This is a genomic window from Streptomyces sp. PH9007 (genome assembly GCF_059813725.1).
On record NZ_CM187440.1, the window covers coordinates 624,817 to 647,539 of the forward strand.

Here is a 22,723-nt window from a genome sequence, read left to right on the forward strand (position 1 = left end):
GCCGGCGGGCGGCGACCCGCGGCCGTCCGGTTTGGCCTACGCTGCACCCGCATCATCATCAATGAGCACGCCGACGAGAGGTCTGCATTCATGGCGCAGGAAGTACGCGGTGTCATCGCACCGGGCAAGGACCAGCCGGTGCGGGTCGAGACCATCGTGATCCCCGACCCCGGCCCCGGTGAGGCTGTGGTGCGGGTGCAGGCGTGCGGCGTGTGTCACACCGACCTGCACTACAAGCAGGGCGGCATCAACGACGAGTTCCCCTTCCTGCTGGGGCACGAGGCGGCGGGTGTCGTGGAGTCGGTCGGCGAGGGGGTGAGCGAGGTCGCGCCCGGCGACTTCGTCGTCCTGAACTGGCGTGCGGTGTGCGGCCAGTGCCGGGCGTGTGAGCGCGGCCGGCCCTGGTACTGCTTCAACACCCACAACGCCAAGCAGAAGATGACCCTGACCGACGGCACCGAGCTGTCGCCGGCGCTGGGCATCGGGGCGTTCGCCGAGAAGACGCTGGTGGCCGCCGGGCAGTGCACCAAGGTGGATCCGGCCGTCTCCCCCGCCGTGGCCGGGCTGCTGGGCTGCGGGGTGATGGCCGGCATCGGCGCGGCCATCAACACCGGCCAGGTGGGCCGGGGCGACAGCGTGGCGGTCATCGGCTGCGGCGGGGTGGGGGACGCGGCCGTCGCCGGTTCCCTGCTGGCGGGCGCGGCGAAGATCATCGCGGTGGACATCGACGACCGCAAGCTGGAGACCGCCCGCACGCTGGGCGCCACCCACACCGTCAACTCCCGCGAGAGCGACCCGGTGGAGGCCATCCGGGAGCTGACCGGCGGGCACGGCGCCGATGTGGTGATCGAGGCGGTGGGCCGCCCCGAGACGTACCGGCAGGCGTTCTACGCCCGCGACCTGGCCGGCACCGTGGTGCTGGTCGGGGTGCCCACCCCGGAGATGAAGCTGGAGCTGCCGCTGCTGGACGTCTTCGGGCGCGGCGGCGCGCTGAAGTCCTCCTGGTACGGCGACTGCCTGCCCTCGCGGGACTTCCCGATGCTCGTCGATCTGCATCTGCAGGGCCGGCTGCCGCTGGACGCGTTCGTCACCGAGACCATCGCGCTGGACCAGGTCGAGGCGGCGTTCGACCGGATGCACGCGGGCGACGTGCTGCGTTCCGTGGTGGTGCTGTGATGGCGGCGCGGATCGACCACCTCGTCACCTCGGGCACGTTCTCGCTGGACGGCGGCACCTGGGACGTCGACAACAACGTGTGGATCGTGGGCGATGACCACGAGGCGATCGTCATCGACGCCGCCCATGACGCGGACGCGATCCGGGCGGCGCTCGGTGACCGGACGCTGCGCGCCATCGTGTGCACCCACGCGCACAACGACCACATCGACGCGGCACCGGCCCTGGCCGCCGCCACCGGAGCGCCGATCCTGCTGCATCCGGAAGATCTGCCGCTGTGGAAGCAGACCCACCCCGACCGGCTGCCGGACGGCGAGCTGGCGGACGGCGAGCGGATCGCGGTGGCCGGTACGGAGCTGACGGTGCTGCACACGCCGGGGCACGCGCCCGGCGCGGTGTGTCTGTACGCGCCGGAGCTGGGCACCGTCTTCACCGGTGACACGCTCTTCGCGGGCGGTCCCGGCGCCACCGGACGGTCGTTCTCGCACTTCCCGACCATCATCGACTCGATCCGGGACCGGCTGCTGCCCCTGCCGGCCGACACGGCGGTGCGCACCGGCCACGGGGACGGGACCACCGTCGGCGCCGAGGCCCCCCAGCTGGCGGAGTGGATCGCCCGGGGACACTGAGCGCACCGCCCGCGCCTGCGCCCGTACCGGTGCCCGCCGTGCGAGCCTTCCGCCATGAACGCACCTGCGGAGGGCCTGAGCACGTCGAGCCCCGGCGGGCGCCGGGTGCTGGCGGCCGCCGTGCTCGGGTCCGGGATGGCGATGCTGGACGGCACCATCGTCGCGGTGGCGCTGCCCCGGATCGGTGAGGGGCTCGGCGCCCCGCTGGCCACCCTCCAGTGGACGCTGAACGCGTACATGCTCACCCTGGCCGGGCTGATCCTGCTGGGCGGCGGGCTCGGGGACCGCTACGGGCGGCGCCGGGTGTTCGTGTGGGGGGTGGTGTGGTTCACGGTGGCCTCGCTGCTGTGCGGGATCGCGCCCAACGGTGGCTCGCTGGTGCTGGCGCGGGGCTTGCAGGGGGTGGGCGGGGCACTGCTGACGCCGGGTTCGCTGGCGCTGATCCAGTCCTCGTTCCGGCCAGAGGAGCGGGCGAAGGCGGTGGGGCTGTGGTCGGGTCTGGGCGGGGTGGCGATCGCCTTCGGCCCGTTCCTGGGCGGCTGGCTGGTGGACGGTCCGGGGTGGCGGTGGATCTTCCTGATCAATCTGCCCCTCTCGCTGGTGGTGCTGGTGCTGGCCAAGGGCGTCCCGGAGAGCCGGGACTGGGAGGCGGCGGGGCGCTTCGACGTGCTGGGCGCGGGCCTGGCGGCGGTGGCGCTGGGGGCGGTGGCCTACGCGCTGATCGCCGCGCCGTCGGCGGGGGCGGCCACGGCGCTGGCGGTGGCGGCCGGCGGGGTGCTGGTGGGGGTGGCGTTCGTGGTGCGGGAGCGGCGCGCGGCGCGTCCGATGCTGCCGCTGGGGATCTTCCGCTCCCGGCTGTTCACCGCCACCAACGGGGTGACGCTGTGTCTGTACGGGGCGATCGGCGGGGTGTTCTTCCTGCTGCCGGTGCAGTTGCAGAACGGTCTCGGCTACGACGCGTTCGCGGCGGGGATCGCCACCTTGCCCATCACGCTGCTGATGACGGCGCTGTCGGGGCCGGCCGGGGCGCTGGCGCAGCGGATCGGGCCGCGGCTGCCGCTGACGGTGGGGCCGCTGGTGGCGGCGGTGGGGCTGCTGTTGCTGCACCGGGTGGAGCCGGGCAGCGGCTACTGGCACGACGTGTTTCCGGCCGTGCTGGTGCAGGGCCTGGGGATGAGCCTGTTCGTGGCGCCGCTGACCGCGACCGTGCTGGCCTCGCTGGAGGTGCGGCGGGCGGGCATCGCCAGCGGGGTGAACAACGCGGCGGCGCGGGTGGCGCAGTTGCTGGCGGTGGCGGCGCTGCCGCTGGCGATCGGTCTGTCCACCGATGAGTACCGGTCGGCCACCGAGGTGAACGCCGCGTTCGGCAGGGCGGCGTGGATCTGCGCGGGGCTGATGGCGGTGGGCGGCGTGGTGTCCTGGCTGCTGATGCCGGCCACGCTTCAGGCGCTGCCCGGCGGTGCTCCGGTGCGCCGTCCCGAGTGCACCACGCACTGCGCGATCACCTCGCCGCCGCTGGAGCCGGGAGACGGCCGCCACCGGGGACGGCGGCCGTCTGCGCCGGCGTGAAGCGTCCCGGCCGCCCGGGTCAGTGGGCGGTCAGGGTGTCCTGGTACTGGAAGGCGAGCAGCGCGGCCTCGATCCGGGTCGGGATGCCGAGTTTCCGGGTGAGGCTGGTGATGTGGGCCCGTACGGTGCGTTCCGAGATGCCGAGTTGTCTGGCCAGGGCGCGGTTGGGCTGACCGCTGGCGAGCAGGGCCATGACCTCGGCCTCACGCTTCGTCAGTAACGCGAAGTCGGGTTGTCGGGTGCCACTCTCCTGAAGGTCCCCCGCGGATGATGGGTACACGTGCTCTCCTCTTGGGATTCATGGGCCGGTGCGGTGCACCGTATCCAAACACCTGTTCATCTCCCCTGTTCCGGGTCGCCTCTCCCCGTGACGCACATCACGTCCCTTCCGTGCCCGGCGGACTTGTTCTAGCATGATGCGAACAAATTGTTCGCCCGTGTTCCGCACTGGAGGCACCATGAGCGCGATGACATCCGCGGCCCCTCCCGCCCAGAACCGACGCGGCTACCCGCTGCTCGCCGGCGGACCGCCGTTCCTCGCGGCCGTGGTGATCGCCGCCGTGTCCGCCGCCGTGTGGTCCCGGCTGCCGGAACGGGTCGTCACCCACCTCAGCGGCGGCGAACCGGACGGCTTCGCCCACCCCGCCGTCCTGGTCGGCGTGGCCATAGCGGTGCTGGCCGGCTGGGCGGGGGTCAGCGCCTGGCTCGCCCGCACCGCCACCCTCTCCGCCCGCGCCCTGTACGCGACCTCGCTGTCCTCCACCGTCGCGCTCGGCTATCTGTTCACCGCACTGCTGCTGGCCAACGCCGCCGCCGACCGGGCCGACGACGTACGGTTCCCGATGTGGCACCTGGCCGTCGCGGCCGGCGGCGCGCTGCTGGCCGCCGCGCTGGGAGTGCTGCTCCCCAGCCGGGAGCCGGCCCCCGGCGGCCCCGGCTCCGACACCTCGCCGCGTACCAGCACCCTGGGACTGCGCCCCGGCGAGCGCGTGGTGTGGCAGCGCACCGTGCACTCGTGGCTGCTGACCGGCCTGCAGGCGGCGTTGCTGGTCTCCGCCGTGGTCACCGCGGTCAGCGGTTCGAGCCCCGGGGCGTGGATCGCCCTGCTGGCGAGCGCGGTGCTGCTGTCCCTGATGACCCGGGTACGGGTGAGCGCCGGCGCGGCCGGCCTCTTCATCCGCCCCGCGCTGCTCGGCGTTCCCCGGCTGGGCGTTCCGCTGGAGCGCATCCGGTCCGTGGAGGTACGGCACACCAGCCCGCTCAAGGACCTGGGCGGCTGGGGCTACCGGGTCTCGGCCGGACGCCGCGGCTTCGCGGTGCGCTCCGGCGAGGGGCTGTGGGTGCGGCAGACCAACGACAAGTGGTTCGTCGTGGTGGTGGACGACGCGCACACCGCCGCGGCGCTGCTCGGCGATCTGATCGCCCAACGCGCCGGACGCGAAGGCTGACCATGTTGATCCGCATCGATCCGGCGTCCTCCCGGCCGCTGTCCGCGCAGATCGCGGCCTCGGTACGGCGGGCCCTGACCGCCGGTGAACTGCGCACCGGCGACCGGCTCCCGGCGGCCCGGGACGTGGCCCGCTCACTGGGCATCAATATGCACACGGTGCTCAAGGGCTACCAGGAGCTGAAGGCCGAGGGGCTGATCGACCTGCGGCCGGGACGCGGCGCGGTGGTGACCGTCGCCGCCCCCCGGTCCCGGGCCCGGCTGCTGGAGGCGGGGCATCACCTGGTGGCGCTGGCCCGCGAGTCGGGGATGTCGGACGAGGAGACGCTGGCGCTGGTGCGGGAGTGCCTGGCACCGGCGGCGCCCCCTTCGTCCTCCGCCACCGGCTCCTCCACCGGCTCCACGGGGCCCGCCTGACGACGGTACAGCCGCGCACCGAGCGGGGCGCAGAGCAGCAGCACCCCGCCCCACATCGCCAGGGCGAAGCTCCACAGGCCCATCAGCACGGCGATGGAGGCGTGGAAGCCGAGGCCGGCGGCCAGCAGCCCCCAGCGCACCCGCTGCGGGAGCAGCAGGGCCACCGCGAGCGTGATCTCGATCGCCAGCGGCACCCAGGTGAGCAGCGCCGTTCCCAGCGGGGAGGAGACCAGCGGGTGCACGAGCGGCTGGAGCCAGCCGGGGGCGCCGAAGTTGAGGCTGTGGCCCCAGTAGTACATCGCGGATCCGTCGGCCCACTCGGTGTGCGGGAGCTTGGCGACCGCCGCCTGGAAGTAGAGGAAGGACATCTGGAGGCGGACCATCACCAGGGCGCCGGCCCCGGCCAGTACCCAGCCGGTGCGTTCCGCGTCCCCCTCCAGCGGCGGCTGCCAGTGCCAGCGGCGGCGATCGCCCAGCGTGGGGAGCACCAGCAGCAGGGCCAGGACGGCGGCGATCTGGTCCCCGCCGTCGCCGATCGCGATGCCGGTGTACACGCTGAAGGCGACGTAGGCGTGCGGCAGTCCGGTGAACCGGGGGCGCCAGCCGGAGGCCACCACCAGCAGGACGGCCACGGCGGCCCACTGGATCCAGCCGAGTTGCTCGCGCGGCACCAGGCAGAACGCCCCCGCCGCGGAGACGCCTTGGCACACGGGGTGGTCGCCGGTGCCGACCACCGGCCGGAACAGGGTGTCGGTGCCGGAGAAGAGCAGGGTGCCGGCCATCCCGGCGGCGATGAGGGTACGGGCGAGACCGTACAGATTGGTCCAGGGAACGGGTACGCGGCTCAGCATGTGACGTCCAGGACGGTGAGTCGGTCCGGGGTGTGGGACCCCGCGAGGAGGTCCCGCCAGGCGAACGGGACGGGCTTCTGCTGGATGACGGCGACCGTGCCGCACAAGGTGGGGGCGGGGGTGCGGTTGACGGCGGGGCCGGGCGGGGCCGCCGAGGCCAGGCACCCGTCCAGGGTGCCGCGCTCGCAGTCGGTCCAGGTCAGGCCCGGTGCCTCGTTGATGAGCAGGGCCATCTCGATGCCCTGGGAGCGGGAGCGCCGGTCGAAGCCGAGCCAGTGGCGTGGCTCGCCGTGCGGGGCGAGGGAGGCGTTGACCCACGCGCCGTCGCGCAGGACGTACGGCTGGAGCTCGATCTCGCGCGGCGACTTGGTGAAGAAGCCCCATCCCTGCGGTGCGATCGAGCGGACGGCGGGGGTCACGGTGTGCTGGCCCGGCAGGGTGATGACGTTGCCGGGGAGGTGGGCCTGCGCCACGTACAGGACGGCCAGCGCCCACGCGGCGGCCACCGCCCACAGCCGCTGCCGGGGAACGCGGGTGGTCAGCGGCCCGTCGACGCCGAGGGGCAGCCGTCGCTTCCACGCGTCGGGGGTGCGTCGCATCGCCAACTCTCATCCTGGGAAGCCGGTGGGGGGGAGGATCGGAAGGGTGCGGGGCACCCCCGGGTGGCTGCCGGGGGTGCCCCGCCGGGGCCGCGGAGGTCAGGCCGCGAGCTGCGCGGTGAGCAGCGCGACGGCCTCCTCCTGGGAGAGGCCGGCGCCGTTGGCCGGCGGGGCCTCGATCCAGAAGTTGACCTGGGTCAGGACGTTGGCGACGCTGGCCACGTTCAGGGCCACCGCGACGTTCGCGGCGGCGGCGACGTTCACGATGCACAGCGCGCCGGAGCCGAAGTCCTCGCTCCGCTCGACCTCGACGACCGCGGTCAGTTCCTCGGCGGCCTCGGCGACGGCCGCTTCCACCAGGCGCGGGTCACCGCTGCGGACGTCGGAGGCGAAGCCCGCGAAGAACTCCGGGGACGCCTCCTCGACCAGGGCGACGATCTCCGCGATCGCGGCGCGGCCCTCGGCGGTCGCGTTGTGGGCGAACTCACCGGTGTCGTCACCGGCGAACAGGCCGCCGGCCACGAGATCGTCCGCCACCGGGCCGATCCCGAAGAACAGGCCGGTGAACAGGTCCTGACCATCGGTGGCGGCGTCCTGCGCGACGGCCACCAGGGGGGCCGGGGACGGGGTCGCGGAGGCGGAGGCCACGCCGATGCCACCGGCGACGATCGCGGCGGCTGCGGCAGCGGCTATGAAGCGCTTTCTCACGGAGAACACCTTTCTCGGTGTGATGTGGGGCCGGACGCGTGGTGCGCGTCCGGTGTTCACGGGAAAGGCCTTTTCCCTTTCGGGCAACCGGTTGTACGGCACGACCGCCCGCTTTGTCCGGTCACGGTGCGATCGCCGGACCATTGTGCGGCGCGAAGCCGGTCTCCACCATTGCCCAATCGGGCATCGCCGGGACGGGCATTGCCCAGCTGGGCAGCGTCCGGAGGCGCGGAAGGATTCACCCGCGCAACTGGCGTACGCCGTACGCCCTCTGATGCGCTGGCAAGCGGACGGGTGGCGGACCGGGAGTGCGGGCGCTCAGGCGCACACCGCGCACGGCCGATAACCCTGACGACGCACGCCCCATCCCATCGAACCCGAGGAGCCCGTCATGTCCCCTCCCGTGAGCCGCCGCGGTCTGCTGGCCGGCACGGCGGCGGTGGCCGCCGCCCCCGCCCTGATGGGCGCCGCCGGGGCGCCGCACACCGAGGCCACCGGGGGGAGGCGCCCGGGCGGGCGGCTGGTGGAGGTGACCATCGACTCCCCCGCCCTGGGCGGCCCGGGGGAGATCGCGCTGCTCACCCCGCGCGGCTGGGACCGGCGCCGCCCCGGCGACCGCTGGCCGACCCTCTACCTGCTGCCGGGCGGAGACGGCGACCACCACGTGTGGACCGGGGAGTTCGCGATCCAGGACATCCCCGAGCTGGCCGAGGTGCTGGTGGTGATGCCCTCGATGCCGCTGTTCGGCTTCTGCACCGACTGGTGGAACCACGGCGCCGGCGGCCCGCCGGCCGTCGAGACCTTCCATCTGCGCGAGGTGATCCCCCTCATGGAGCGGGAGTACGGGGCGGGCCCGGTCCGCGCGCTGGCCGGCGAATCGCAGGGCGGGTACGGCGCGCTGTCGTACGCGTCCCGCCACCCCGGGATGTTCGGCGCGGTGGCGGCATTCAGCAGCCCCGTCCATCCGCTGGCCCACCCGGAGGTGTGGCTGGCGGGGGCCCGGCTGGTGGGCGTGGACCCCCTCGCGATCTGGGGCGACCCCGTCGCCCAGCGCCGCAACTGGATCGCGCGCGACCCGTACCACCACGTGCGGGGGCTGCTGGGGACGCCGGTGTATCTGTCGGCGGGCGACGGGACCCGGGGCGAACGGGAGGGCCCGGACTGGGAGGACGAGACCTTCATCCCCGGCACCGAGGAGTGGATCGAACGCCTCCCGGACACCGTGGTGTCCGTGACCGAGGCCATCATCGGCAGGGAGACCCGGGCCCTGACCGACCGGCTGATCTCGGTGGGGGTCCAGGTCGAGGCGCACTTCCACCCCGGCACCCACACCGGCGGCTACGGACCGGGCGAGCTGCGCCGGGCCCTGCCGGTACTGCTGGGCGCTCTGTAGGCAGCGCCCCGAGCGGCACGGCCCGGGGTCAGCGGGCGGGCGGCAGACCGTGGGGTATCGGGGTGCCGTCCCGGGGGTCGCTGCGCGCGGTGCCGCCGGACCGGGGCCCCGGGGCGGGCCTCACCGGACGGTCTCCCGGAGCCGGCGGGCTCCCCGCCGGCCCCTGGGGCGGCGCGGGCCCGTCGCTCTCGCGCCCTCCCGCGCCGTTCACCGGGGGCTTCGGCAACTCCATGGTGATCTCCGAGGACAGCCCCGCGCCCTGGTGGGCGGTGGACGGCGGCGAGCCCGTCACCGGGTCCCCCGGCTGCCGTGCGGGCGCCGCGGGCAGCCCCGGCGCCCCGTCCGGCGGTTGGCGCAGCCGGGCCAGTTCGGCGTTGAACTGGGCTCCCGCCAGCAGCGACAGATTGGTCAGCCACAGCCACACCAGGAAGACGATCACCCCGGCCAGAGGTCCGTACAGCCGGTTGTAGGTACTCACGTGCGAGGCGTACAGCGCGAAGCCGGCCGAGGCCACCAGCCACAGCAGCATCGCCAGCACCCCGCCCGCCACACCGCGCCCCGGCGCGCGCCCGGCCGGTGGCCCGGTGTGGAAGAGAATCATCACCAGGCCGGCCACCAGCAGCATCAGCAGCGGCCACTTCAGGGCGCTCCAGCCGGCCGCGACCGCCTCCCCGGTGCCCAGCGCCCGCCCTATGGTGCGCACCGCCCCGCCGGTGAGGATCAGCGCCGTGGCGGAGACCACCAGCAGTCCCAGCAGGCCGAGCGCGGTGAGCAGCGTGCGGTGGATGTGCCGCCAGGCCGGCCGGTTGTCCTGCACCCCGTGCATGGCGTGCTGCACCCGCCGGAAGACGCTCAGATAGTTGTACGCCGAGACGACGGCGCTGACCGTGGCCACCACGATCAGTACGGAGGCCGCGCCGCGCTGGTCGGCCAGGTCGCGCAGCGCGTCGTGCACGTCCGCCCGCGAGTTGGCCGGCACCAGCGCCGTGACGTGGCCGATCAGTTCGGGCGCGGCGCCGGGCCAGGTGAGGCTCATCACCGACAGCGCGACCAGCAGCCCGGGAAAGAGCGCGAGCACCGTGTAGTACGTGAGGGCCGCCGCCCAGTGGTCGATGTCGTCGCGCCACAGTGACACCGGCGTGCGCCGCAGCGCCTTGCGCCAGTGTGTGGGCGGACGCCGGTGGATGAGCCGCCTGATCCGTGCTCCCCGCATCGCGTTCACCCTGCCTGTCGTACGGCCTCGATCAGGGCGCCGAACGCCCACTGTACGCAGGATAGGACCAGCTCAGCGGTACTGCCGCTGCCGGTTACCCCTCCGCTTGAGTGTTCTGCCGGCAGCGCCGGGCGGGCCGCCGCCTGGACCATGTGCAGGGTCCAGACGACGAGCCCGGCCACGATGACGCCCACGGCCGGTGAAGTCCGTTGCGTCCAGTGGCGTTTGGCGTGGCTCACCGCACCCGCGCCTCGTCGTCCGGGTCCTCCTCGTCGGGCAGCCGCACGTCGACGATGGAGAGGTTGACCTCGACGACTTCGAGGCCGGTCATCCGCTCGACCGCCGCGATGACGTTCTCCCGCACCTCGTGCGCGACATCGGTGATGGGCACCCCGTACTCGACGACCACGTCGAGGTCGACGGCGGTCTGCTTCTGCCCGACCTCCACCTTCACCCCGCGGCTGACCCCGGAGCGCCCGCCGGGCACCCGGTCCCGGACGGCGCCGAGCGTGCGGCTGAGCGAGCCGCCCAGAGCGGCCACCCCGGGCACCTCGCGGGCGGCGAGGCCGGCGATCTTCTCCACCACGCCACCGGCGATGGAGGTCTGTCCCCGCTCGGCGGCCGGCTCCTGCGTGCCGCTGCGGCCCTCGCTGAGGCTGGTGGTGCCGTCCGAGGGCTCCGCCGCCTGCTGCTCGGTCGCGGGGGCCGGAACAGCGGTGGGGGAAACTGTCTTGGCTGCCATGGCGTACCTTCCCGTCATGCGGTGTTGTCGTGCTGACATCCGGTTGGACACGGCGCACGGCGGATCGTCACGCGGTCGCGGCGGATTTTTTTCGGAAGGGGGCGGTGCGTGTCCGGGAACGGGTCGGCCGGTCACGACGACGCGCTGCTCGCGGTGCGGGCGGGAGAAGGTGACGAGGATGCCTTTGAGGTGCTGGTACGGCGGCACGGACCGGTGCTCCTGCGGCTCGCGGAACAGCTGCTCGGCAGTGCGGCCGAGGCGGAGGACGCGGTGCAGGAGGCGCTGGTGAGCGCCTGGCGCCGGCTGCCCGAGTTCCGGCGGGAGGCGGCGTTCGGCAGCTGGATGTACCGCATCGTCACCAACCGCTGCCTGAACGTGCTGCGGGCCCGGCGTCCCCTCACCCCGCTGGAGGCGGTGGCCGAACCGGCCGCGCCGGAGAGCACCGCCTCCCCCGAGGGGGCGGCCGTGACGGGGGCGGCGGTGCACGCGCTGCGCGAGGCGCTGTCGGGCCTCTCCCCCGAACAGCGGGCATGCTGGGTGTTGCGGGAGTTCCACGATCTGTCGTACGAGGACATCGCGAAGGCGGTCGGAATCAGTCAGCAGGCGGTGCGCGGCCGGATATTCCGGGCCAGGCGCGCTCTGACGGAGGCGATGGCGGCATGGCGCTGAACGACGGGCCCCAGGAGGAGACCGAGGACGAGCTGCTGCCCTGCGGGCGGTCCCTGATGGAGCTGTGGGACGACGCCGGGAGCGGCTCCGCGGCGGTGGCGGGGCATCCCGGCGACTGTCCGCACTGCGCCCGGGCGCTGGAGGAGCTGCGCGCGCTGGAGGGCGTCGTCTCGCGTTCGCGCGCCGAGGAGGAGGCGGCACCGCGCCGCGAGCTGTCGGTGACACGGGTGATGGACATCGTGCGCATGGAGCTGCGGCCGGGACGGACGCTTCCGCTGGGCGAGCCGGACGAGGACGCGTGGATCGTGGAGGCAGCCGCCGCCAAGGTGTTCCGCGGGGCGGTGGACGCGCTGACGGGGGTGACGGCCGGGAGCTGCCGGATCGCGCCGCTGGGCGCGGGCGGCCGGGGCTCGGTGACACGCGGCCCGGTGCGGGTGCGGCTGGAGGTGGTGGCGGACCTGTCCTGGACGATTCCGGCGCTCGCGGCGACGGTGCGGGACGAGGTGGCCCGGGCGGCGGACGAGCGGCTGGGGCTGCGGGTGCACGCGGTGGACGTGGTGGTCGTCGATCTTCGGGAAGCGGACGGGGAACGGGGGCGTGGCGCATGGTGAACGGTGAACTCGCCGAGCGGGTGCGACGGGCGGCCTTCGCGGCGGCGCGCGGCGTGGAGGGGGTGGCGTTCCTGCGGCCGGGCCTGGCCGATCTGCTGCGTCCCACGGGGTCGGGGGCGCGGCGCGGTCCGGCGGGGGTCCGGGTCCGGCCGGGCCGGACCGCGGGGAGCTGGGAGATCCGGGTCGAGCTGGCGGCGGAGCGCGGCCACCGGGCAGTGGAGGTGACGCGGGCGGTACGGGCGGCGGTGACCGGGGCGGTCGCCGAGGTGCTGGCGCCGGGCGGTGCCGGGGCCGGCGGCGCCACGACGGAACGGGTCGCGGTGTCCGTCACGGTGAGCGACATCGCCTGACCGGGCGGTTCATTCGCTCCATTTGCACCATCTTTTGGTCAAGTCTGCAACGCTCCCGGTCCCCCGGGCTGTCTTTGAAGATATGAAGATCTCCTTCCTCCTCCATAACGGCTATGGAATCGGAGGAACCATCAGAACCACGTTCAACCTCGCGGGGGCACTGGCCGGACGGCACGATGTCGAGATCGTCTCGGTGTTGCGGCACCGGGAGCAGCCGCACCTCACGCTCGACCCCCGGGTACGGATGCGCACCCTCGTCGATCTGCTCACCGAGCAGGACGACCCCCGGCACGGCCGGCCCTCCCGCGTCTTCCCCTCCGGGGACACGCGGCGCGCGCAGTACAGCGAGCTGACCGACGAACGGATCGCCGCCGCGCTCGGCTCCCTCGACGCCGATGTCGTCATCGGCACCCGGGCCGGGCTCAACGTCCACCTGGCGCGGCAGGCCCCGGACCGGGTGGTGAAGGTGGCCCAGGAGCATCTGACGCTGGACAGTCACCCCTCCCGGATGCGTACCGCCATGCGCCGTGTCTACCACCGGCTGGACGGGATCACCACGGTCACCGAAGCGGACGCCGCCTCCTACCGCCGCAAGATGCGGCTGCCCCGGGTCCGCGTGGAGGCGCTGCCGAACTCCGTGCCCGAGCCGGTGCTGCCGCCGGCCGACGGCCGCGCCCGGGTGGTGATCGCCGCCGGGCGGCTGCACAAGGTCAAGCGCTACGACCGGCTGATCGAGTCCTGGGCGCTGCTCGCCGAGCGGTTCCCCGACTGGCAGCTGCGGATCTACGGGCACGGCCCGGAGCGGGACCGGCTGCGGCAGCGGATCGACGAACTGGCACTGAACGACCAGGTGTTCCTGATGGGCCCGGCCACCCCGCTGGAGGCGGAGTGGGTCAAGGGCTCCATCGCCGTGATGACCTCGGAGTTCGAGTCGTTCGGCATGACCATCGTGGAGGCGATGCGCTGCGGACTTCCGGTGGTCTCCACCGACTGCCCCAACGGCCCGCGCGAGATCATCGAGGACGGGGTGGACGGCCTGCTGGTGCCGGTCGGCGATCCGCGCGCGCTGGCGGCCGGCCTGGAACGGCTGATGGCGGACGAGGCCCTGCGGCGGCGGATGGGGCGGCAGGCCCTGGAGAACGCCACCCGATTCGATCCGGTGCCGGTGGTGGACCGGGCCGAGGCGATGTTCGAGGAATTGGTCGCGGCCCGGCGCGGCGGTGCGCCGCGCCGGGCGGGCGGCGGACGGCGCGGTTTCGGCGCGGCCCTGGTCAGCCGTGGCCACGCGGTGCGGGATCTGACGCTGGCGGCGGGCGCCGCCACCCTCAAGACGGTGCGGAGGGAGCGGTGATGGGTGCGAGCGGGAAGAGTGACGAGGCCACTGGGGCCGTGACCGGGGCACAGCAGACGGAACCGCCAGTGGCCGACTGCGCGGTGGACGCGGCCGGGGTCTTCACCGTCCAACTCGACCTGCCCGGCGGGATGCCGGACGGCACGGCGCGGGTGCTGCTGCGGCGGCGCCCCGGCACGGGCGAACAGGCTACGGACGTGACGCTGGAGACGACCCCGGTGCCCGGACGGCCCGGCCGGGTACGGGCCCTGCTGCCCGCCGAGCCGGTGCTGGCCGAGGGGCACTGGGAGGTCCGCCTCAGCGGTGACGGCGTGTCGCTGCCGGTGGCGGCCGGGATACGCGATCTGCGTGCCCTGGTGGACCGGACGCTGCCCGTGCCCGCCGGGCCGCTGGCGGTACGGGTGCCGTACGCCGGCAAGGAGGGCCACCTGGTGCTGCGGGCGTGGCGGCGCGAGGGGCATGTGGAGGCCGGCGGGCTGCGGCTGGCCGACGGTGCGCTGACGGTACGGGCCCGGCTGGTGGGGGTGGCGCCGGAGCCCGGTGCGCGGGTGCTGCTGCGGCGTCGCGGCAAGGGCGGGCCGCAGCACGTGGTGGAGCCCCGCACGGACGCCGACGGCGGCATCGTGTTCACGGTGGAGCTGGCCGGGCTGCTGGAGGAGGAGCCGCCGCGCGCCGCCTACTGGGACCTGTTCTGGCTCCCCTCCCCCACCGCGCCCAGGATCCGGATCTCCCGGCTGCTGGACGATGTGGCCGAGCGCAAGCGGGTCTTCGTCTACCCGCACACCCAGGTGGCCGGGCAGCGGGTGTTCCCCTACTACACGGTGGACAACGACCTGTCGATCGAGGTGAACGCCCCGGCGGGATGATCACCGCCGGGGCCGGCCGGGGGCGTACCCGTCGCCCCCGGCCGGTGCCGTCACAGATAGCCGAACAGGGAGAGCCAGCGCCGCTGATCGCCCTCGGCGGCGGCGAGCAGCTCCAGCGGCGGGATCCGGACGATCAGCCCGGACTCCACCGTGGGCAGTTGGTGCCCCAGGATCTCCGGCGGGCTGACATCGGTGCGCGCGGGGAACTCGCCGATCTGGCGGAACACGTCCTGGCCGCGCTGGGACAGGTTCCAGTCGAGGAACAGCTCGGCGGCGGCCTCGTGGCGGGCCGAGGAGGTCTTGCCGACGAAGTAGTCGTAGGCGGCCATGCCTTCCTGGGGGACCACGAAGTCGACCGGTGCGTTCTTGGCCGCGGCGATGTTGACGCTGCTCACCACGGCGGTGGCCACCGCGACCTCGCCCCTGGCCAGGGATTCCAGCGCGGCGCTGGAGGAGTCGAAGATGCGCGGCTGCTGGTCGGCCAGGGCGGGCAGGAAGTCCGGGCCCAGCTGCTCCTCCTGGAACCGGGTGAGGGTGAGCGAGGAGCCGCCCGCGCCGACCTGGGTGATGCCGAGCCGGCCCTTCCACTCGTCCCCGGTCAGCTCGTCCCAGGAGGTGGGCGCCTCCTGCGGATCGACCAGCACCGTGTTGTAGGCGAAGGTGTACAGCGGGTTGAAGACCCGGTAGAACGCCCCGTCCTGGTAGGTGACGGTGTCGTCCAGGGTGTCGTAGCCGGGCACCTCGTGGCTGGTGAACACCCCGGCGTCGTACATGCGCATGGCGATGTCGTAGTCGGAGGTGCGCACCACGTCGGCGCCGAGCCGGCCGGCGCCCTGTTCGCTCAGGACGCGTTCGGACAGCCGGTTGGGCACCAGCCGCACCAGGTTGACCTCGATGCCGGTGTCCCGTTCGAAGGCGGCGATGACCTGCTTCTCGGAATTCTCGACATAGCCGCTGTACAGGGAGAGCGAACCCTCGGCGCGGGCCGCCTCGAACAGGTCGGCGTCCGCGATGCGTTCGCCGTCCACCACCAGGCCGTCGGCGGTGTCCACGGTGGCGGACTCGGCGTCCACCACGTTCACGGACGGGGGTGCCGCGCACGAGGCGGCGGCCAGAGCGATGGGGAGGGCGAGCGCGGCGAGGGCGTACCGGGGGGTCGTTCTCATCGGGCACCGTCCACGGTCCGTGCTCCCAGGGATTTGGCCAGCAGGGCGATGATCCCGATGACGCCGCAGTACAGCAGGCTCACCGAGGCGGCGCCCTGCATGGCGCCGTTGTCGTAGTTGTCGAAGATGAGGATGGACAGCAGCCGGGTGTCGGAGGTGAACAGGAAGAGCGCGGCGGACAGTTCGCGCATGCACAGCATCAGCAGGAGCAGCAGGGTGGAGACCATGCCGACCCGCATCAGCGGCAGGGTGACCTTGGTGACGGCCTTGACGCGGTGGGCGCCGAGCAGCACGGCGCTGTCCTCCAGATCGCGGTCCACCTGGAGGATGGAGGCGCTCACGCCCCGGTAGCCCTGGGGCAGGAAGACGGCGAGGAAGGCGACGATCAGCACGATGACCGTGCCGTACACCGGCAGCGGCATGACCAGCCAGGTCCACAGCAGACCCAGGCCCAGCACGATGGCGGGCACGGCCAGCGGCGCCATGGCGGCGAACTCCAGGACGCGGCGGCCGGCGGCGCCGGTGCGGTAGACGGTGTAGGCGAGGGCGAAGCTCAGGGCGGTGCCGATGAGTCCGGCGAGCACGGCGGTGAGCACGCTGTTGCGGGCGGCCTGGAGGAACTCGGGCGAGGTGATCATCTCGCCGAGCGCGTAGAAGGACAGCGCGCCGGGGTCGGTGAGCTGGCCGAGGGAGGCCACGTACGGGGAGTTCTGCAGCGAGGCGATCAGCAGCGCGCCCAGCGGCAGGACCACGGCGAGTACGAAGTAGGTGACGGCGGCGGCGAGGGCGGGCAGCCGCCAGCGGCCCAGCGGCACCTTCTTGGGCTTGACGCCCTTGCCGGTGACGGTGGTGAACTTGCGGCGCAGGACGGCGCGCTGCTGGATCGCGGTGACGATGAGCAGGACGCCGGTGAGCACGATGGCGACGGCGGCGGCCTCGTTGCCCCGGGAGGGCGAGGCGTTCATCAGCCGGTAGATGAAGCTGGGCAGGGTGTCGATCTGGGCGGGGTTGCCGATCACCTGGGCGACGGGGAAGTTCTCCATGGTGAGGGCGAAGATGAGGATGCCGGAGCCCAGGATCGCGGGGAGGGCGAGGGGGAAGGTGACCCGGCGCAGGGTGCGGCGGCGGGTGCCGCCGTGCACGAAGGCGGCTTCCTCCAGGTCGGGGTTCATGAGGGAGAGCGCGCCGTGCACCAGGAGGAAGGCGTACGGGGCGTAGTACAGCGCCAGGACCATCACCAGGCCGGGGGTGCTGTAGATGTTGAGGGTGATGTCGAGTCCGGCGCCGTGCAGCAGCAGGTTGAGGAATCCGGTGGCGGGGCTGCCGAGCAGGGACCAGGCCAGCGCCCCGACCAGCGAGGGCAGGAACATCGGGGCGATGCCGGCGAAGTAGATGAAGCGGCGGCCCGGGGCGTCGGTGCGGGCGGCGAGGAAGGCCAGGCCGCAGCCGATGGCGAGGGCCAGCACGGAGGCGGAACCGGCGATCAGCAGGGAGTTGCCGACGGCGCCGAGTGCCTGGCTGGAGCCGAAGATCGCGAAGTTGTCGAAGGACAGGCCGCTGAGGCCGATGGAGCCGGGCCGGGGTATCTCGGAGCTGAACGCGGCGAGCGCGATGAACAGCATGGGGACGATGACCAGCACGCCCAGGACCAGCAGCAGGACGGAGGTGGGCAGGCCGCGGCGGAGTCTGCCGATGAGGGCGCTCATGCGGTCACCTCGGCGGGGAGCACCTGGATGGCGGCGGGGTCGGCGGTGGCCCACACGGGTTCGCCGACGCCCAGCAGGGAGGTGCCGCGGCGCGGGACGATGGCGTCCAGGTCGGGGCCGTCCTTGAGGGCGACGCGGTAGCGGACGTAGGAGCCCTGGAAGCTGACCACGTCGACGCGGCCGGGCCAGGTGTTGGTGCCGGTCAGGGGCTCGGGGGTGAGCTGGATGTCCTCGGGGCGGATACAGGCCCGGGGGGCGGTGAGGCCGCCGGCGGGGGTGGGGGCGGCGCTGGTGACCTCGGTGGCGTGGCCGGTGAGGCGGAAGGTGCTGGTGGCGGCGGGCGTGGTGGTGCCGGTGGCCGGGGCGGCGGTCCCCGGGTCGCAGGGGAAGATGTTGGAGACACCGAGGAAGTCGGCGATGGCCGCCGAGGACGGCGCGTCGTAGATCCGCTCGGGGCGGTCGATCTGGACGATGCGGCCGCCCTGCATCAGCGCGATGCGGTCGGCCAGGGCCAGCGCCTCGGACTGGTCGTGGGTGACGTAGACGCAGGTGAGGCCCAGACGTTGCTGGATGTCGCGCAGTTCGACGCGCAGCCGGTCGCGCAGCCGGGCGTCCAGGTTGGACAGCGGTTCGTCGAGCAACAGCACACTGGGACGCATGACGAGGCTGCGGGCGAGGGCGACGCGCTGCATCTGGCCGCCGCTGAGGAGGCTGGCGCCGCGCTCGGCGTAGTCGGTGAGACCGACCAGTTCGAGGACCTCGGCGACGCGCTCGCGGATCTCGGCCTTGGGCAGCCGCTGCTGCTGGAGGGGGAAGGCGACGTTCTGGAAGATCGTGCGGTGCGGCCACACCGCGTACGACTGGAAGACCATGCCCACGTTGCGTTTGTTGGGCGCCGTCCGGATGCCGCGTTCGCTGTCGAAGACGACGGTGTCGCCGATGGTGATCCGGCCGCGGGTGGGGGTCTCCAGGCCGGCCACGCAGCGCATGGTGGAGGTCTTGCCGCAGCCCGACTTCCCCAGCAGCACCAGTGACTCGCCGTCCTCGACCGTGACGCTGAGCCCGTCGATGGCGGTGGCTTCGCCGTAGGCGAGGGTGATGTTCTCCAACTGGACTTTCACGACAGCTCCTTTGCTGCCCAGACAACGTGTGCGGTGCCGCTCACACGCTTTCCTGGAGTAGTGCGGGGACGAGAAGTTGAGCGGTGGCGATACGGCGGGCGGCCCGGTACAGGGTGATGAGCCGGACGGTGCCGGCGGAGTCGGTCTCCGCTTCGGCGGTCACTACTCCGGCCGGGGTTCCCAGCCGGATGACGGAGGCGGACGGCCGGTTTTCGGCCAACTGCGCCGGGATCGTGCCGGGCGTCAGCACCGCCGCCGCGACGGCCACTGCGGAGGTCAGCCCGATGGCCGGGTGCGGCGCGTGCATGGAAACCATGCGAACGGCCACATCGTAATCAGACCCCTTCACCTGATCACCCAGCGTGGTGAGGTAGTCGCCGGGCGGCGCCACGACCCCCACTTTGGGGATGGCGTGGCTGACGGGGTCACGGTCGGTGGCCAGGCCCATGCGCAGTGCCGCCGCCCGGCGCAGGGTGGCGAGGGCGGGCACCAGGGCGGCGAACGCCTCGGGGTGCTCCAGTCCCGTGGCGCCGAGCGCGGCGGCGTCGGCGAGGACGGCGGGGGCGCCGGCGTCGACCAGGGTGGCCGGAATCCCACCGTCGAGGGTGTCCACGGGGGTGCCGGTGGGCAGCAGGGCGCCGGTGCTGGCCCCCGAGGGGCGCCGGAAGCCGAGCCCGACGGGGACGCCGGTGGCCAGCGAGCCGGGCACGGTCGCGGTGCCGAGTTCGGGGACGGTGCCGTGCGGGGTGGGGACGGTGGCGGAGAGCCGGACGCCGGTGTTGCGGTTGCGCATGACGACGGTGCTGTGCGGCGCGGTGGCGGTGGCGAGCCCGTTGAGCAGGGCGTACAGGCCGACCGCGGTGGCGCAGTTGCCGCAGTTGCTGCCCCACTCGACGCCGGGGGTGCCGATGCCGACCTGGGCGAACAGGTACTCGACGTCGACGCCGTCCTCGGTGGAGGGGCGCACGATCGCGGCCTTGGAGGTCGTGGAGGTGGCGCCGCCGACGCCGTCGATCTGGCGCGGGTCACGGGCGCCGAACGCTGAGGCGAGCACCTCCTCCAGCCGGCCGCCGGCCTCCGTGGCGCCGGGGGGCAGATCGCGGGCGTCGAAGATCCAGCATTTGCTGGTCCCGCCGCGCATGAGGGTTCCTGGCAGTCGCAACACCCGACGTCCTTCCGTACCTGGTCCGAGCGATGTCGAGCATGGACGCCGGGGAGGTTCAGTACAATCTCGGAAAAGTGGATGCCCCTTCAGCAAAACTTAAGGCTGGCCCCGATGAGACTCGATGTACGGCGGATGCTGCTGCTCGCCGAGGTGGCCGCGCACGGCTCGCTGACGGCGGCGGCACAGGCCATGGCGTTCACCCCGTCCGCGGTGTCGCAGCAAATCGCAAAGCTGGAGTCGGAGGCCGGTCAGCCGCTGCTCGAACGCCATGCCAGGGGCGTGGCCCTCACCCCGGCGGGAGAAGCTCTGGTACGGCACGCCCAGCGGATCGGTCGGCAGCTGGGCGCGGCGGCGGCCGAGCTCGACGAGATCGCCGGACTTCGCTCGGGCGAACTGCGCATCGGGTCCTTCCCGACCGCCGGATCCTCACTGCTTCCGCTGGTGGTCCGGCGCTTCGCGCAGGCCCATCCGGGCATCCGACTCGTGGTGCGCAGCGCCGTCCTCGACGGGCTGCGGGCGATGCTGGAGAGCCGCGAGATCCAGCTGGCGCTGCTGTGGGACTACGACTGGAGCCGGGTGGACGATCCGGCGCTGGCGCTCACCCCGCTGCTGGAGGACGCGACCGCGCTGATCGTCTCGGACGGGCACCCGCTGGCGCACCGCGCGTCGGTGACCATGGCGGAGCTGAGCGCGGAGGAGTGGATCACCCGGGCCGACGAGCACCCGGTGGCCGATGTGCTGGCGCGCAGCTGCCGCGCGGCCGGTTTTCAGCCATCGATCGCGTTCTTCGCCCACGACTACCAGGAGGCGCAGGCGATGGTCTCGATCGGGCTCGGCGTCGCGCTGGCGCCCGGTCTGGCGCTGACGAACCTGCGCTCGGGGATCAAGGTGATCGCCCTGGAGCCCTCGGCACCCACCCGCCGCATCCTGCTGGCGCGGCTGGCCGACCGCCGTCCCACCCCGGCCGAGGCGGCGGCGGAAACCCTCTTCCACGAGGCGGCGGACACCCTGCGCCGTGACCGCACCCGACCGACCGCCGGTTAGCCGGCGACGAAGCCGAGGTCGATCCCGGCCGGCGGTCGCCGGAGCAAAGCGGGCAACTGCGGTGGCCACAGCGCTTCGGTGGCCCCGGCCAGCTCCGCCGGTGCCCACCACCGCCAGCGCAGGATCGCGTCCGCCGCATGGGACGCGGTCAGATCACCGACCGGCTCCCGGCGCGGCCCGGCGGCGACCCAGATGTGCTCGTGCTGGCGGACCGGGACGCCGGCGCGGGTGAAGTCGTGTTCCCAGGTGCACAGCAGCGGCCCCGGTTCGAGGTCGGTCCAGCCGGTCTCCTCCGCGAGCTCCCGGAGCGCACCGGCACGTGCCTCCTCGCCCGGCTCCAGCCCGCCGCCGGGCATCGCCCAGTGGACGCCGACCTCCGGGTTGTCGTAGCGGAACAGGAAGACGGCGCCATCGGGAGCGAGCACGGCGATCCGGGCGGCACGGCGGGGAAGACGCATCCGGAGAGCCTAGTACTCCAGTCGCAGATCGTGATCTTCCTGGGTGAAGGGCGGCTTGGCGGCGGCAGTGACTGCGGCGGGCGCGGCCTGGTGGCGTCGGCGCCGGGTTGACCATCGCAGTCGGCGGGCGGTGTCGCGGACCGTGTGAACGATCAGGGCGATGAACAGTGGCTGTGGGCGCCGAGGAAGGACTGCCCTTCGAGGGCGTGCTGCGGTTCGCGTTCCCGCGTCCGGGTTTCACCCCTTGCACGTGGCTGACCATCGTGTCCCGGGGCGACCTGGTCGAGCGGGCAAGCGTGCTGCCCTCCGTGAAGCTCGGCGAGATTGAAGACGCCCTCCGTGTCGCTGGGGGACCGCAGGCGTGGACCGCGACGACAGCCACGAAGCTGAGCGGGATGAAGGGGCGCCCTCCGCGCCAGTGGACCGGGGTAAGCCGGTAAGGACGAACGCCGGCTGTGTGGGTATCTCGTCCAGGTGATCAACACCGGCCACCTCCCCGACATCCCACACCAGCGAGATCACGATCTACGGCTGGAGTACTGGGCCCGCCTTTCTCGGCCTCCGTGGATCGGGCCGCGTCGTCGGGTGCCGTGCATCGCCGGGCCCCGGCGCGGCTCCGCGGACGTCCGAAAGGGACGGCCCGGCCGCCCACCGCGCGGGCCCGGCCGGCGGTACGCTCCCGGCCATGAACGCCACCGCACCGCACACCGACTCGCCGCCCCGCATCCCCGCCGGGTTACTGCCCCGCCGGGTGGCGGTCGCCATGGACGGCAACGGCCGCTGGGCCCGGGAGCGCGGCCTCCCCCGCAGCGAGGCGCACCGGGCGGGAGCCGGACGACTGCCCGAGCTGACACGGGCGGCGCTGGAGGTCGGGGTGGAGCAGGTGCTGGTGTACGGGTTCTCCACCGAGAACTGGCGCCGCTCCCCGCAGGAGGTGTCCGCGTTGATGCGGCTCGCCGGGCAGGCCCTGGGGGCGCAGCGCGCCGAGCTGCATGCCATGGGCGTACGGGTGCGCTGGTCGGGGCGGCCGGGGCGGCTGTGGAAGGGCGTCGTCAGGGAGCTGCGGGCCATCGAGGAGCTGACCCGCGACAATGAGCGGCTGACCCTGGATCTGTGTGTGAACTACGGCGGCCAGGCGGAGCTGGTGGACGCGGTGGCGGCGATCGCGCGGCAGGTCGGGGCGGGCACGCTGCGTCCGGAGGCCGTGGACGAGGCGACGGTCGCGCGGCATCTGTACCAGGGCGACAGCGGCGACGTGGAGCTGTTTCTGCGGCCCTCGGGCGAGCGGCGGACCTCCAACTTTCTGCCCTGGCAGCTCGCGCACGCCGAGCTGGTGTTCATGGAGGTTCTGTGGCCGGATTTCGAACGGCGGCACCTGTGGGAGGCCGTACAGATCTATGCGGATCGCCACAAGCGGCGCGGCGGATGAACGTCCGACCCGCCATCCTTCCCCGTCCGGCTCGGTCTTAATC

General features: G+C 73.2%; 23 protein-coding genes and 3 pseudogenes. 14 read left to right on the forward strand and 12 right to left on the reverse strand.

What is annotated here, in order from left to right; all coding sequences use genetic code 11:
• Window positions 1–90 precede the first annotated feature (90 nt).
• The 3 genes from ACTFAP_RS02660 to ACTFAP_RS02670 are packed head-to-tail and all read left to right on the forward strand — an operon-like array spanning window position 91 to window position 3,374.
• Window positions 91–1,176, forward strand: coding sequence for an S-(hydroxymethyl)mycothiol dehydrogenase (locus ACTFAP_RS02660; RefSeq protein ID WP_495683321.1), 1,086 nt, complete (start codon window positions 91–93; stop codon window positions 1,174–1,176).
• Window positions 1,176–1,805 carry an MBL fold metallo-hydrolase gene (locus ACTFAP_RS02665; RefSeq protein ID WP_495683322.1) on the forward strand — a complete coding sequence of 210 codons (630 nt, stop codon included), beginning with the start codon at window positions 1,176–1,178 and terminating at the stop codon, window positions 1,803–1,805. The genes ACTFAP_RS02660 and ACTFAP_RS02665 overlap by 1 nt, the downstream gene beginning before the upstream one ends.
• 54 nt (window positions 1,806–1,859) lie before the next feature.
• Window positions 1,860–3,374 carry a DHA2 family efflux MFS transporter permease subunit gene (locus tag ACTFAP_RS02670; protein WP_495683323.1) on the forward strand — a complete coding sequence of 505 codons (1,515 nt, stop codon included), beginning with the start codon at window positions 1,860–1,862 and terminating at the stop codon, window positions 3,372–3,374.
• A 19-nt stretch (window positions 3,375–3,393) separates the two neighbouring features.
• Here the strand turns inward: ACTFAP_RS02670 and ACTFAP_RS02675 are convergent, their stop codons facing one another.
• On the reverse strand, window positions 3,394–3,654 hold the full coding sequence (locus tag ACTFAP_RS02675) for a response regulator transcription factor (protein ID WP_390119882.1): 261 nt from the start codon (window positions 3,652–3,654) through the stop codon (window positions 3,394–3,396).
• Window positions 3,655–3,841: 187 nt separating this feature from the next.
• Here ACTFAP_RS02675 and ACTFAP_RS02680 point away from each other — a divergent pair, with 187 nt between their 5' ends.
• Together ACTFAP_RS02680 and ACTFAP_RS02685 are read left to right on the forward strand one after the other, a co-directional pair.
• On the forward strand, window positions 3,842–4,822 hold the full coding sequence (locus ACTFAP_RS02680) for a DUF1648 domain-containing protein (RefSeq protein WP_500468119.1): 981 nt from the start codon (window positions 3,842–3,844) through the stop codon (window positions 4,820–4,822).
• Between the two features lie 2 nt (window positions 4,823–4,824).
• Window positions 4,825–5,238: a GntR family transcriptional regulator gene (locus tag ACTFAP_RS02685; RefSeq protein WP_400012589.1), complete on the forward strand. Its 414-nt coding sequence runs from the start codon at window positions 4,825–4,827 to the stop codon at window positions 5,236–5,238.
• A gap of 80 nt (window positions 5,239–5,318) precedes the next feature.
• Here the strand turns inward: ACTFAP_RS02685 and ACTFAP_RS02690 are convergent.
• The 3 genes and pseudogenes from ACTFAP_RS02690 to ACTFAP_RS02700 all read right to left on the reverse strand — a co-directional run.
• Window positions 5,319–6,089 (reverse strand): annotated as a pseudogene (locus ACTFAP_RS02690) (sporulation-delaying protein SdpB family protein); the annotation flags it as partial.
• Window positions 6,083–6,688 (reverse strand): SdpA family antimicrobial peptide system protein, encoded by a 606-nt coding sequence (locus ACTFAP_RS02695; protein ID WP_500468120.1) that lies wholly within the window; start codon window positions 6,686–6,688, stop codon window positions 6,083–6,085. The pseudogene ACTFAP_RS02690 and the gene ACTFAP_RS02695, both read right to left, overlap by 7 nt.
• A 99-nt stretch (window positions 6,689–6,787) precedes the next feature.
• Entirely contained in the window at window positions 6,788–7,396 is a 609-nt protein-coding gene (locus ACTFAP_RS02700) for a sporulation delaying protein family toxin (protein WP_400012591.1), read from the reverse strand.
• Window positions 7,397–7,787: 391 nt separating this feature from the next.
• Between ACTFAP_RS02700 and ACTFAP_RS02705 the strand changes: the two genes are divergently transcribed.
• A complete protein-coding gene (locus tag ACTFAP_RS02705; protein WP_500468122.1) occupies window positions 7,788–8,789 on the forward strand; it encodes an alpha/beta hydrolase in 1,002 nt (333 codons plus the stop codon).
• A 28-nt stretch (window positions 8,790–8,817) separates the two neighbouring features.
• On the opposite strand, the gene ACTFAP_RS02710 is transcribed toward ACTFAP_RS02705, so the two are convergent.
• Both ACTFAP_RS02710 and ACTFAP_RS02715 read right to left on the reverse strand, forming a co-directional pair.
• Window positions 8,818–10,002, reverse strand: coding sequence for a YihY/virulence factor BrkB family protein (locus tag ACTFAP_RS02710; RefSeq protein ID WP_500468123.1), 1,185 nt, complete (start codon window positions 10,000–10,002; stop codon window positions 8,818–8,820).
• A gap of 235 nt (window positions 10,003–10,237) precedes the next feature.
• On the reverse strand, window positions 10,238–10,744 hold the full coding sequence (locus ACTFAP_RS02715; protein WP_390119900.1) for an Asp23/Gls24 family envelope stress response protein: 507 nt from the start codon (window positions 10,742–10,744) through the stop codon (window positions 10,238–10,240).
• Window positions 10,745–10,852: 108 nt separating this feature from the next.
• Between ACTFAP_RS02715 and ACTFAP_RS02720 the strand changes: the two genes are divergently transcribed.
• The 5 genes from ACTFAP_RS02720 to ACTFAP_RS02740 all read left to right on the forward strand — a co-directional run bounded on the left by ACTFAP_RS02720 (window position 10,853) and on the right by ACTFAP_RS02740 (window position 14,591).
• Window positions 10,853–11,413, forward strand: coding sequence for an RNA polymerase sigma factor (locus tag ACTFAP_RS02720; protein WP_390119903.1), 561 nt, complete (start codon window positions 10,853–10,855; stop codon window positions 11,411–11,413).
• Entirely contained in the window at window positions 11,404–12,024 is a 621-nt protein-coding gene (locus ACTFAP_RS02725) for a hypothetical protein (protein WP_500468124.1), read from the forward strand. The genes ACTFAP_RS02720 and ACTFAP_RS02725 overlap by 10 nt, the downstream gene beginning before the upstream one ends.
• The gene (locus tag ACTFAP_RS02730) at window positions 12,018–12,374 is read left to right on the forward strand and encodes an Asp23/Gls24 family envelope stress response protein (protein ID WP_500468125.1); all 357 of its coding nucleotides are present in this window, start codon (window positions 12,018–12,020) and stop codon (window positions 12,372–12,374) included. The genes ACTFAP_RS02725 and ACTFAP_RS02730 overlap by 7 nt, the downstream gene beginning before the upstream one ends.
• An 82-nt stretch (window positions 12,375–12,456) precedes the next feature.
• A complete protein-coding gene (locus ACTFAP_RS02735) occupies window positions 12,457–13,725 on the forward strand; it encodes a glycosyltransferase family 4 protein (protein WP_500468126.1) in 1,269 nt (422 codons plus the stop codon).
• The gene (locus tag ACTFAP_RS02740) at window positions 13,725–14,591 is read left to right on the forward strand and encodes a hypothetical protein (RefSeq protein ID WP_500468127.1); all 867 of its coding nucleotides are present in this window, start codon (window positions 13,725–13,727) and stop codon (window positions 14,589–14,591) included. The genes ACTFAP_RS02735 and ACTFAP_RS02740 overlap by 1 nt, the downstream gene beginning before the upstream one ends.
• A 50-nt stretch (window positions 14,592–14,641) precedes the next feature.
• Here ACTFAP_RS02740 and ACTFAP_RS02745 read toward each other — a convergent pair whose 3' ends face one another.
• Genes ACTFAP_RS02745 through ACTFAP_RS02760 form a run of 4 tightly spaced genes read right to left on the reverse strand, consistent with a single transcriptional unit; the run spans window position 14,642 to window position 19,749 of the window.
• Window positions 14,642–15,757 (reverse strand): ABC transporter substrate-binding protein, encoded by a 1,116-nt coding sequence (locus ACTFAP_RS02745; RefSeq protein ID WP_500468128.1) that lies wholly within the window; start codon window positions 15,755–15,757, stop codon window positions 14,642–14,644.
• A complete protein-coding gene (locus ACTFAP_RS02750; protein WP_390119917.1) occupies window positions 15,754–17,463 on the reverse strand; it encodes an ABC transporter permease in 1,710 nt (569 codons plus the stop codon). Before ACTFAP_RS02750 ends, ACTFAP_RS02745 begins: the two co-directional genes overlap by 4 nt.
• Window positions 17,460–18,584, reverse strand: a complete 1,125-nt coding sequence (locus ACTFAP_RS02755; protein ID WP_495683333.1) for an ATP-binding cassette domain-containing protein — start codon at window positions 18,582–18,584, stop codon at window positions 17,460–17,462. The genes ACTFAP_RS02750 and ACTFAP_RS02755 overlap by 4 nt, the downstream gene beginning before the upstream one ends.
• 40 nt (window positions 18,585–18,624) lie before the next feature.
• Entirely contained in the window at window positions 18,625–19,749 is a 1,125-nt protein-coding gene (locus ACTFAP_RS02760) for a PrpF domain-containing protein (protein ID WP_500468129.1), read from the reverse strand.
• A gap of 111 nt (window positions 19,750–19,860) precedes the next feature.
• On the opposite strand from ACTFAP_RS02760, the gene ACTFAP_RS02765 reads away from it, so the two are divergent.
• A complete protein-coding gene (locus ACTFAP_RS02765; protein ID WP_390119927.1) occupies window positions 19,861–20,793 on the forward strand; it encodes a LysR family transcriptional regulator in 933 nt (310 codons plus the stop codon).
• Here ACTFAP_RS02765 and ACTFAP_RS02770 read toward each other — a convergent pair.
• Together ACTFAP_RS02770 and ACTFAP_RS02775 are read right to left on the reverse strand one after the other, a co-directional pair.
• Window positions 20,790–21,251, reverse strand: a complete 462-nt coding sequence (locus tag ACTFAP_RS02770) for an NUDIX hydrolase (RefSeq protein ID WP_500468130.1) — start codon at window positions 21,249–21,251, stop codon at window positions 20,790–20,792. The genes ACTFAP_RS02765 and ACTFAP_RS02770 overlap by 4 nt on opposite strands.
• Window positions 21,252–21,300: 49 nt before the next feature.
• A pseudogene (locus tag ACTFAP_RS02775) lies at window positions 21,301–21,425 on the reverse strand (IS701 family transposase); the annotation flags it as partial.
• Between ACTFAP_RS02775 and ACTFAP_RS02780 the strand changes: the two are divergent.
• Window positions 21,419–21,691, forward strand: a pseudogene (locus ACTFAP_RS02780) (type II toxin-antitoxin system PemK/MazF family toxin); the annotation flags it as partial. The pseudogenes ACTFAP_RS02775 and ACTFAP_RS02780 overlap by 7 nt on opposite strands.
• A gap of 245 nt (window positions 21,692–21,936) precedes the next feature.
• Window positions 21,937–22,680, forward strand: coding sequence for a polyprenyl diphosphate synthase (gene uppS / locus ACTFAP_RS02785; RefSeq protein WP_500468131.1), 744 nt, complete (start codon window positions 21,937–21,939; stop codon window positions 22,678–22,680).
• The last annotated feature ends 43 nt before the right edge of the window (window positions 22,681–22,723 follow it).

Excerpts from the sequence above, each read along its gene's own strand:
- ACTFAP_RS02660 (WP_495683321.1), top strand. The coding sequence starts at position 91 with ATGGCGCAGGAAGTACGCGGTGTCATCGCACCGGGCAAGGACCAGCCG.
- ACTFAP_RS02665 (WP_495683322.1), top strand. The coding sequence starts at position 1,176 with ATGGCGGCGCGGATCGACCACCTCGTCACCTCGGGCACGTTCTCGCTG.
- ACTFAP_RS02670 (WP_495683323.1), top strand. The coding sequence starts at position 1,860 with ATGAACGCACCTGCGGAGGGCCTGAGCACGTCGAGCCCCGGCGGGCGC.
- ACTFAP_RS02680 (WP_500468119.1), top strand. The coding sequence starts at position 3,842 with ATGACATCCGCGGCCCCTCCCGCCCAGAACCGACGCGGCTACCCGCTG.
- ACTFAP_RS02685 (WP_400012589.1), top strand. The coding sequence starts at position 4,825 with ATGTTGATCCGCATCGATCCGGCGTCCTCCCGGCCGCTGTCCGCGCAG.
- ACTFAP_RS02695 (WP_500468120.1), bottom strand. The coding sequence starts at position 6,688 with ATGCGACGCACCCCCGACGCGTGGAAGCGACGGCTGCCCCTCGGCGTC.
- ACTFAP_RS02705 (WP_500468122.1), top strand. The coding sequence starts at position 7,788 with ATGTCCCCTCCCGTGAGCCGCCGCGGTCTGCTGGCCGGCACGGCGGCG.
- ACTFAP_RS02710 (WP_500468123.1), bottom strand. The coding sequence starts at position 10,002 with ATGCGGGGAGCACGGATCAGGCGGCTCATCCACCGGCGTCCGCCCACA.
- ACTFAP_RS02715 (WP_390119900.1), bottom strand. The coding sequence starts at position 10,744 with ATGGCAGCCAAGACAGTTTCCCCCACCGCTGTTCCGGCCCCCGCGACC.
- ACTFAP_RS02725 (WP_500468124.1), top strand. The coding sequence starts at position 11,404 with ATGGCGCTGAACGACGGGCCCCAGGAGGAGACCGAGGACGAGCTGCTG.
- ACTFAP_RS02730 (WP_500468125.1), top strand. The coding sequence starts at position 12,018 with ATGGTGAACGGTGAACTCGCCGAGCGGGTGCGACGGGCGGCCTTCGCG.
- ACTFAP_RS02735 (WP_500468126.1), top strand. The coding sequence starts at position 12,457 with ATGAAGATCTCCTTCCTCCTCCATAACGGCTATGGAATCGGAGGAACC.
- ACTFAP_RS02740 (WP_500468127.1), top strand. The coding sequence starts at position 13,725 with ATGGGTGCGAGCGGGAAGAGTGACGAGGCCACTGGGGCCGTGACCGGG.
- ACTFAP_RS02745 (WP_500468128.1), bottom strand. The coding sequence starts at position 15,757 with ATGAGAACGACCCCCCGGTACGCCCTCGCCGCGCTCGCCCTCCCCATC.
- ACTFAP_RS02750 (WP_390119917.1), bottom strand. The coding sequence starts at position 17,463 with ATGAGCGCCCTCATCGGCAGACTCCGCCGCGGCCTGCCCACCTCCGTC.
- ACTFAP_RS02765 (WP_390119927.1), top strand. The coding sequence starts at position 19,861 with ATGAGACTCGATGTACGGCGGATGCTGCTGCTCGCCGAGGTGGCCGCG.
- ACTFAP_RS02770 (WP_500468130.1), bottom strand. The coding sequence starts at position 21,251 with ATGCGTCTTCCCCGCCGTGCCGCCCGGATCGCCGTGCTCGCTCCCGAT.
- uppS (WP_500468131.1), top strand. The coding sequence starts at position 21,937 with ATGAACGCCACCGCACCGCACACCGACTCGCCGCCCCGCATCCCCGCC.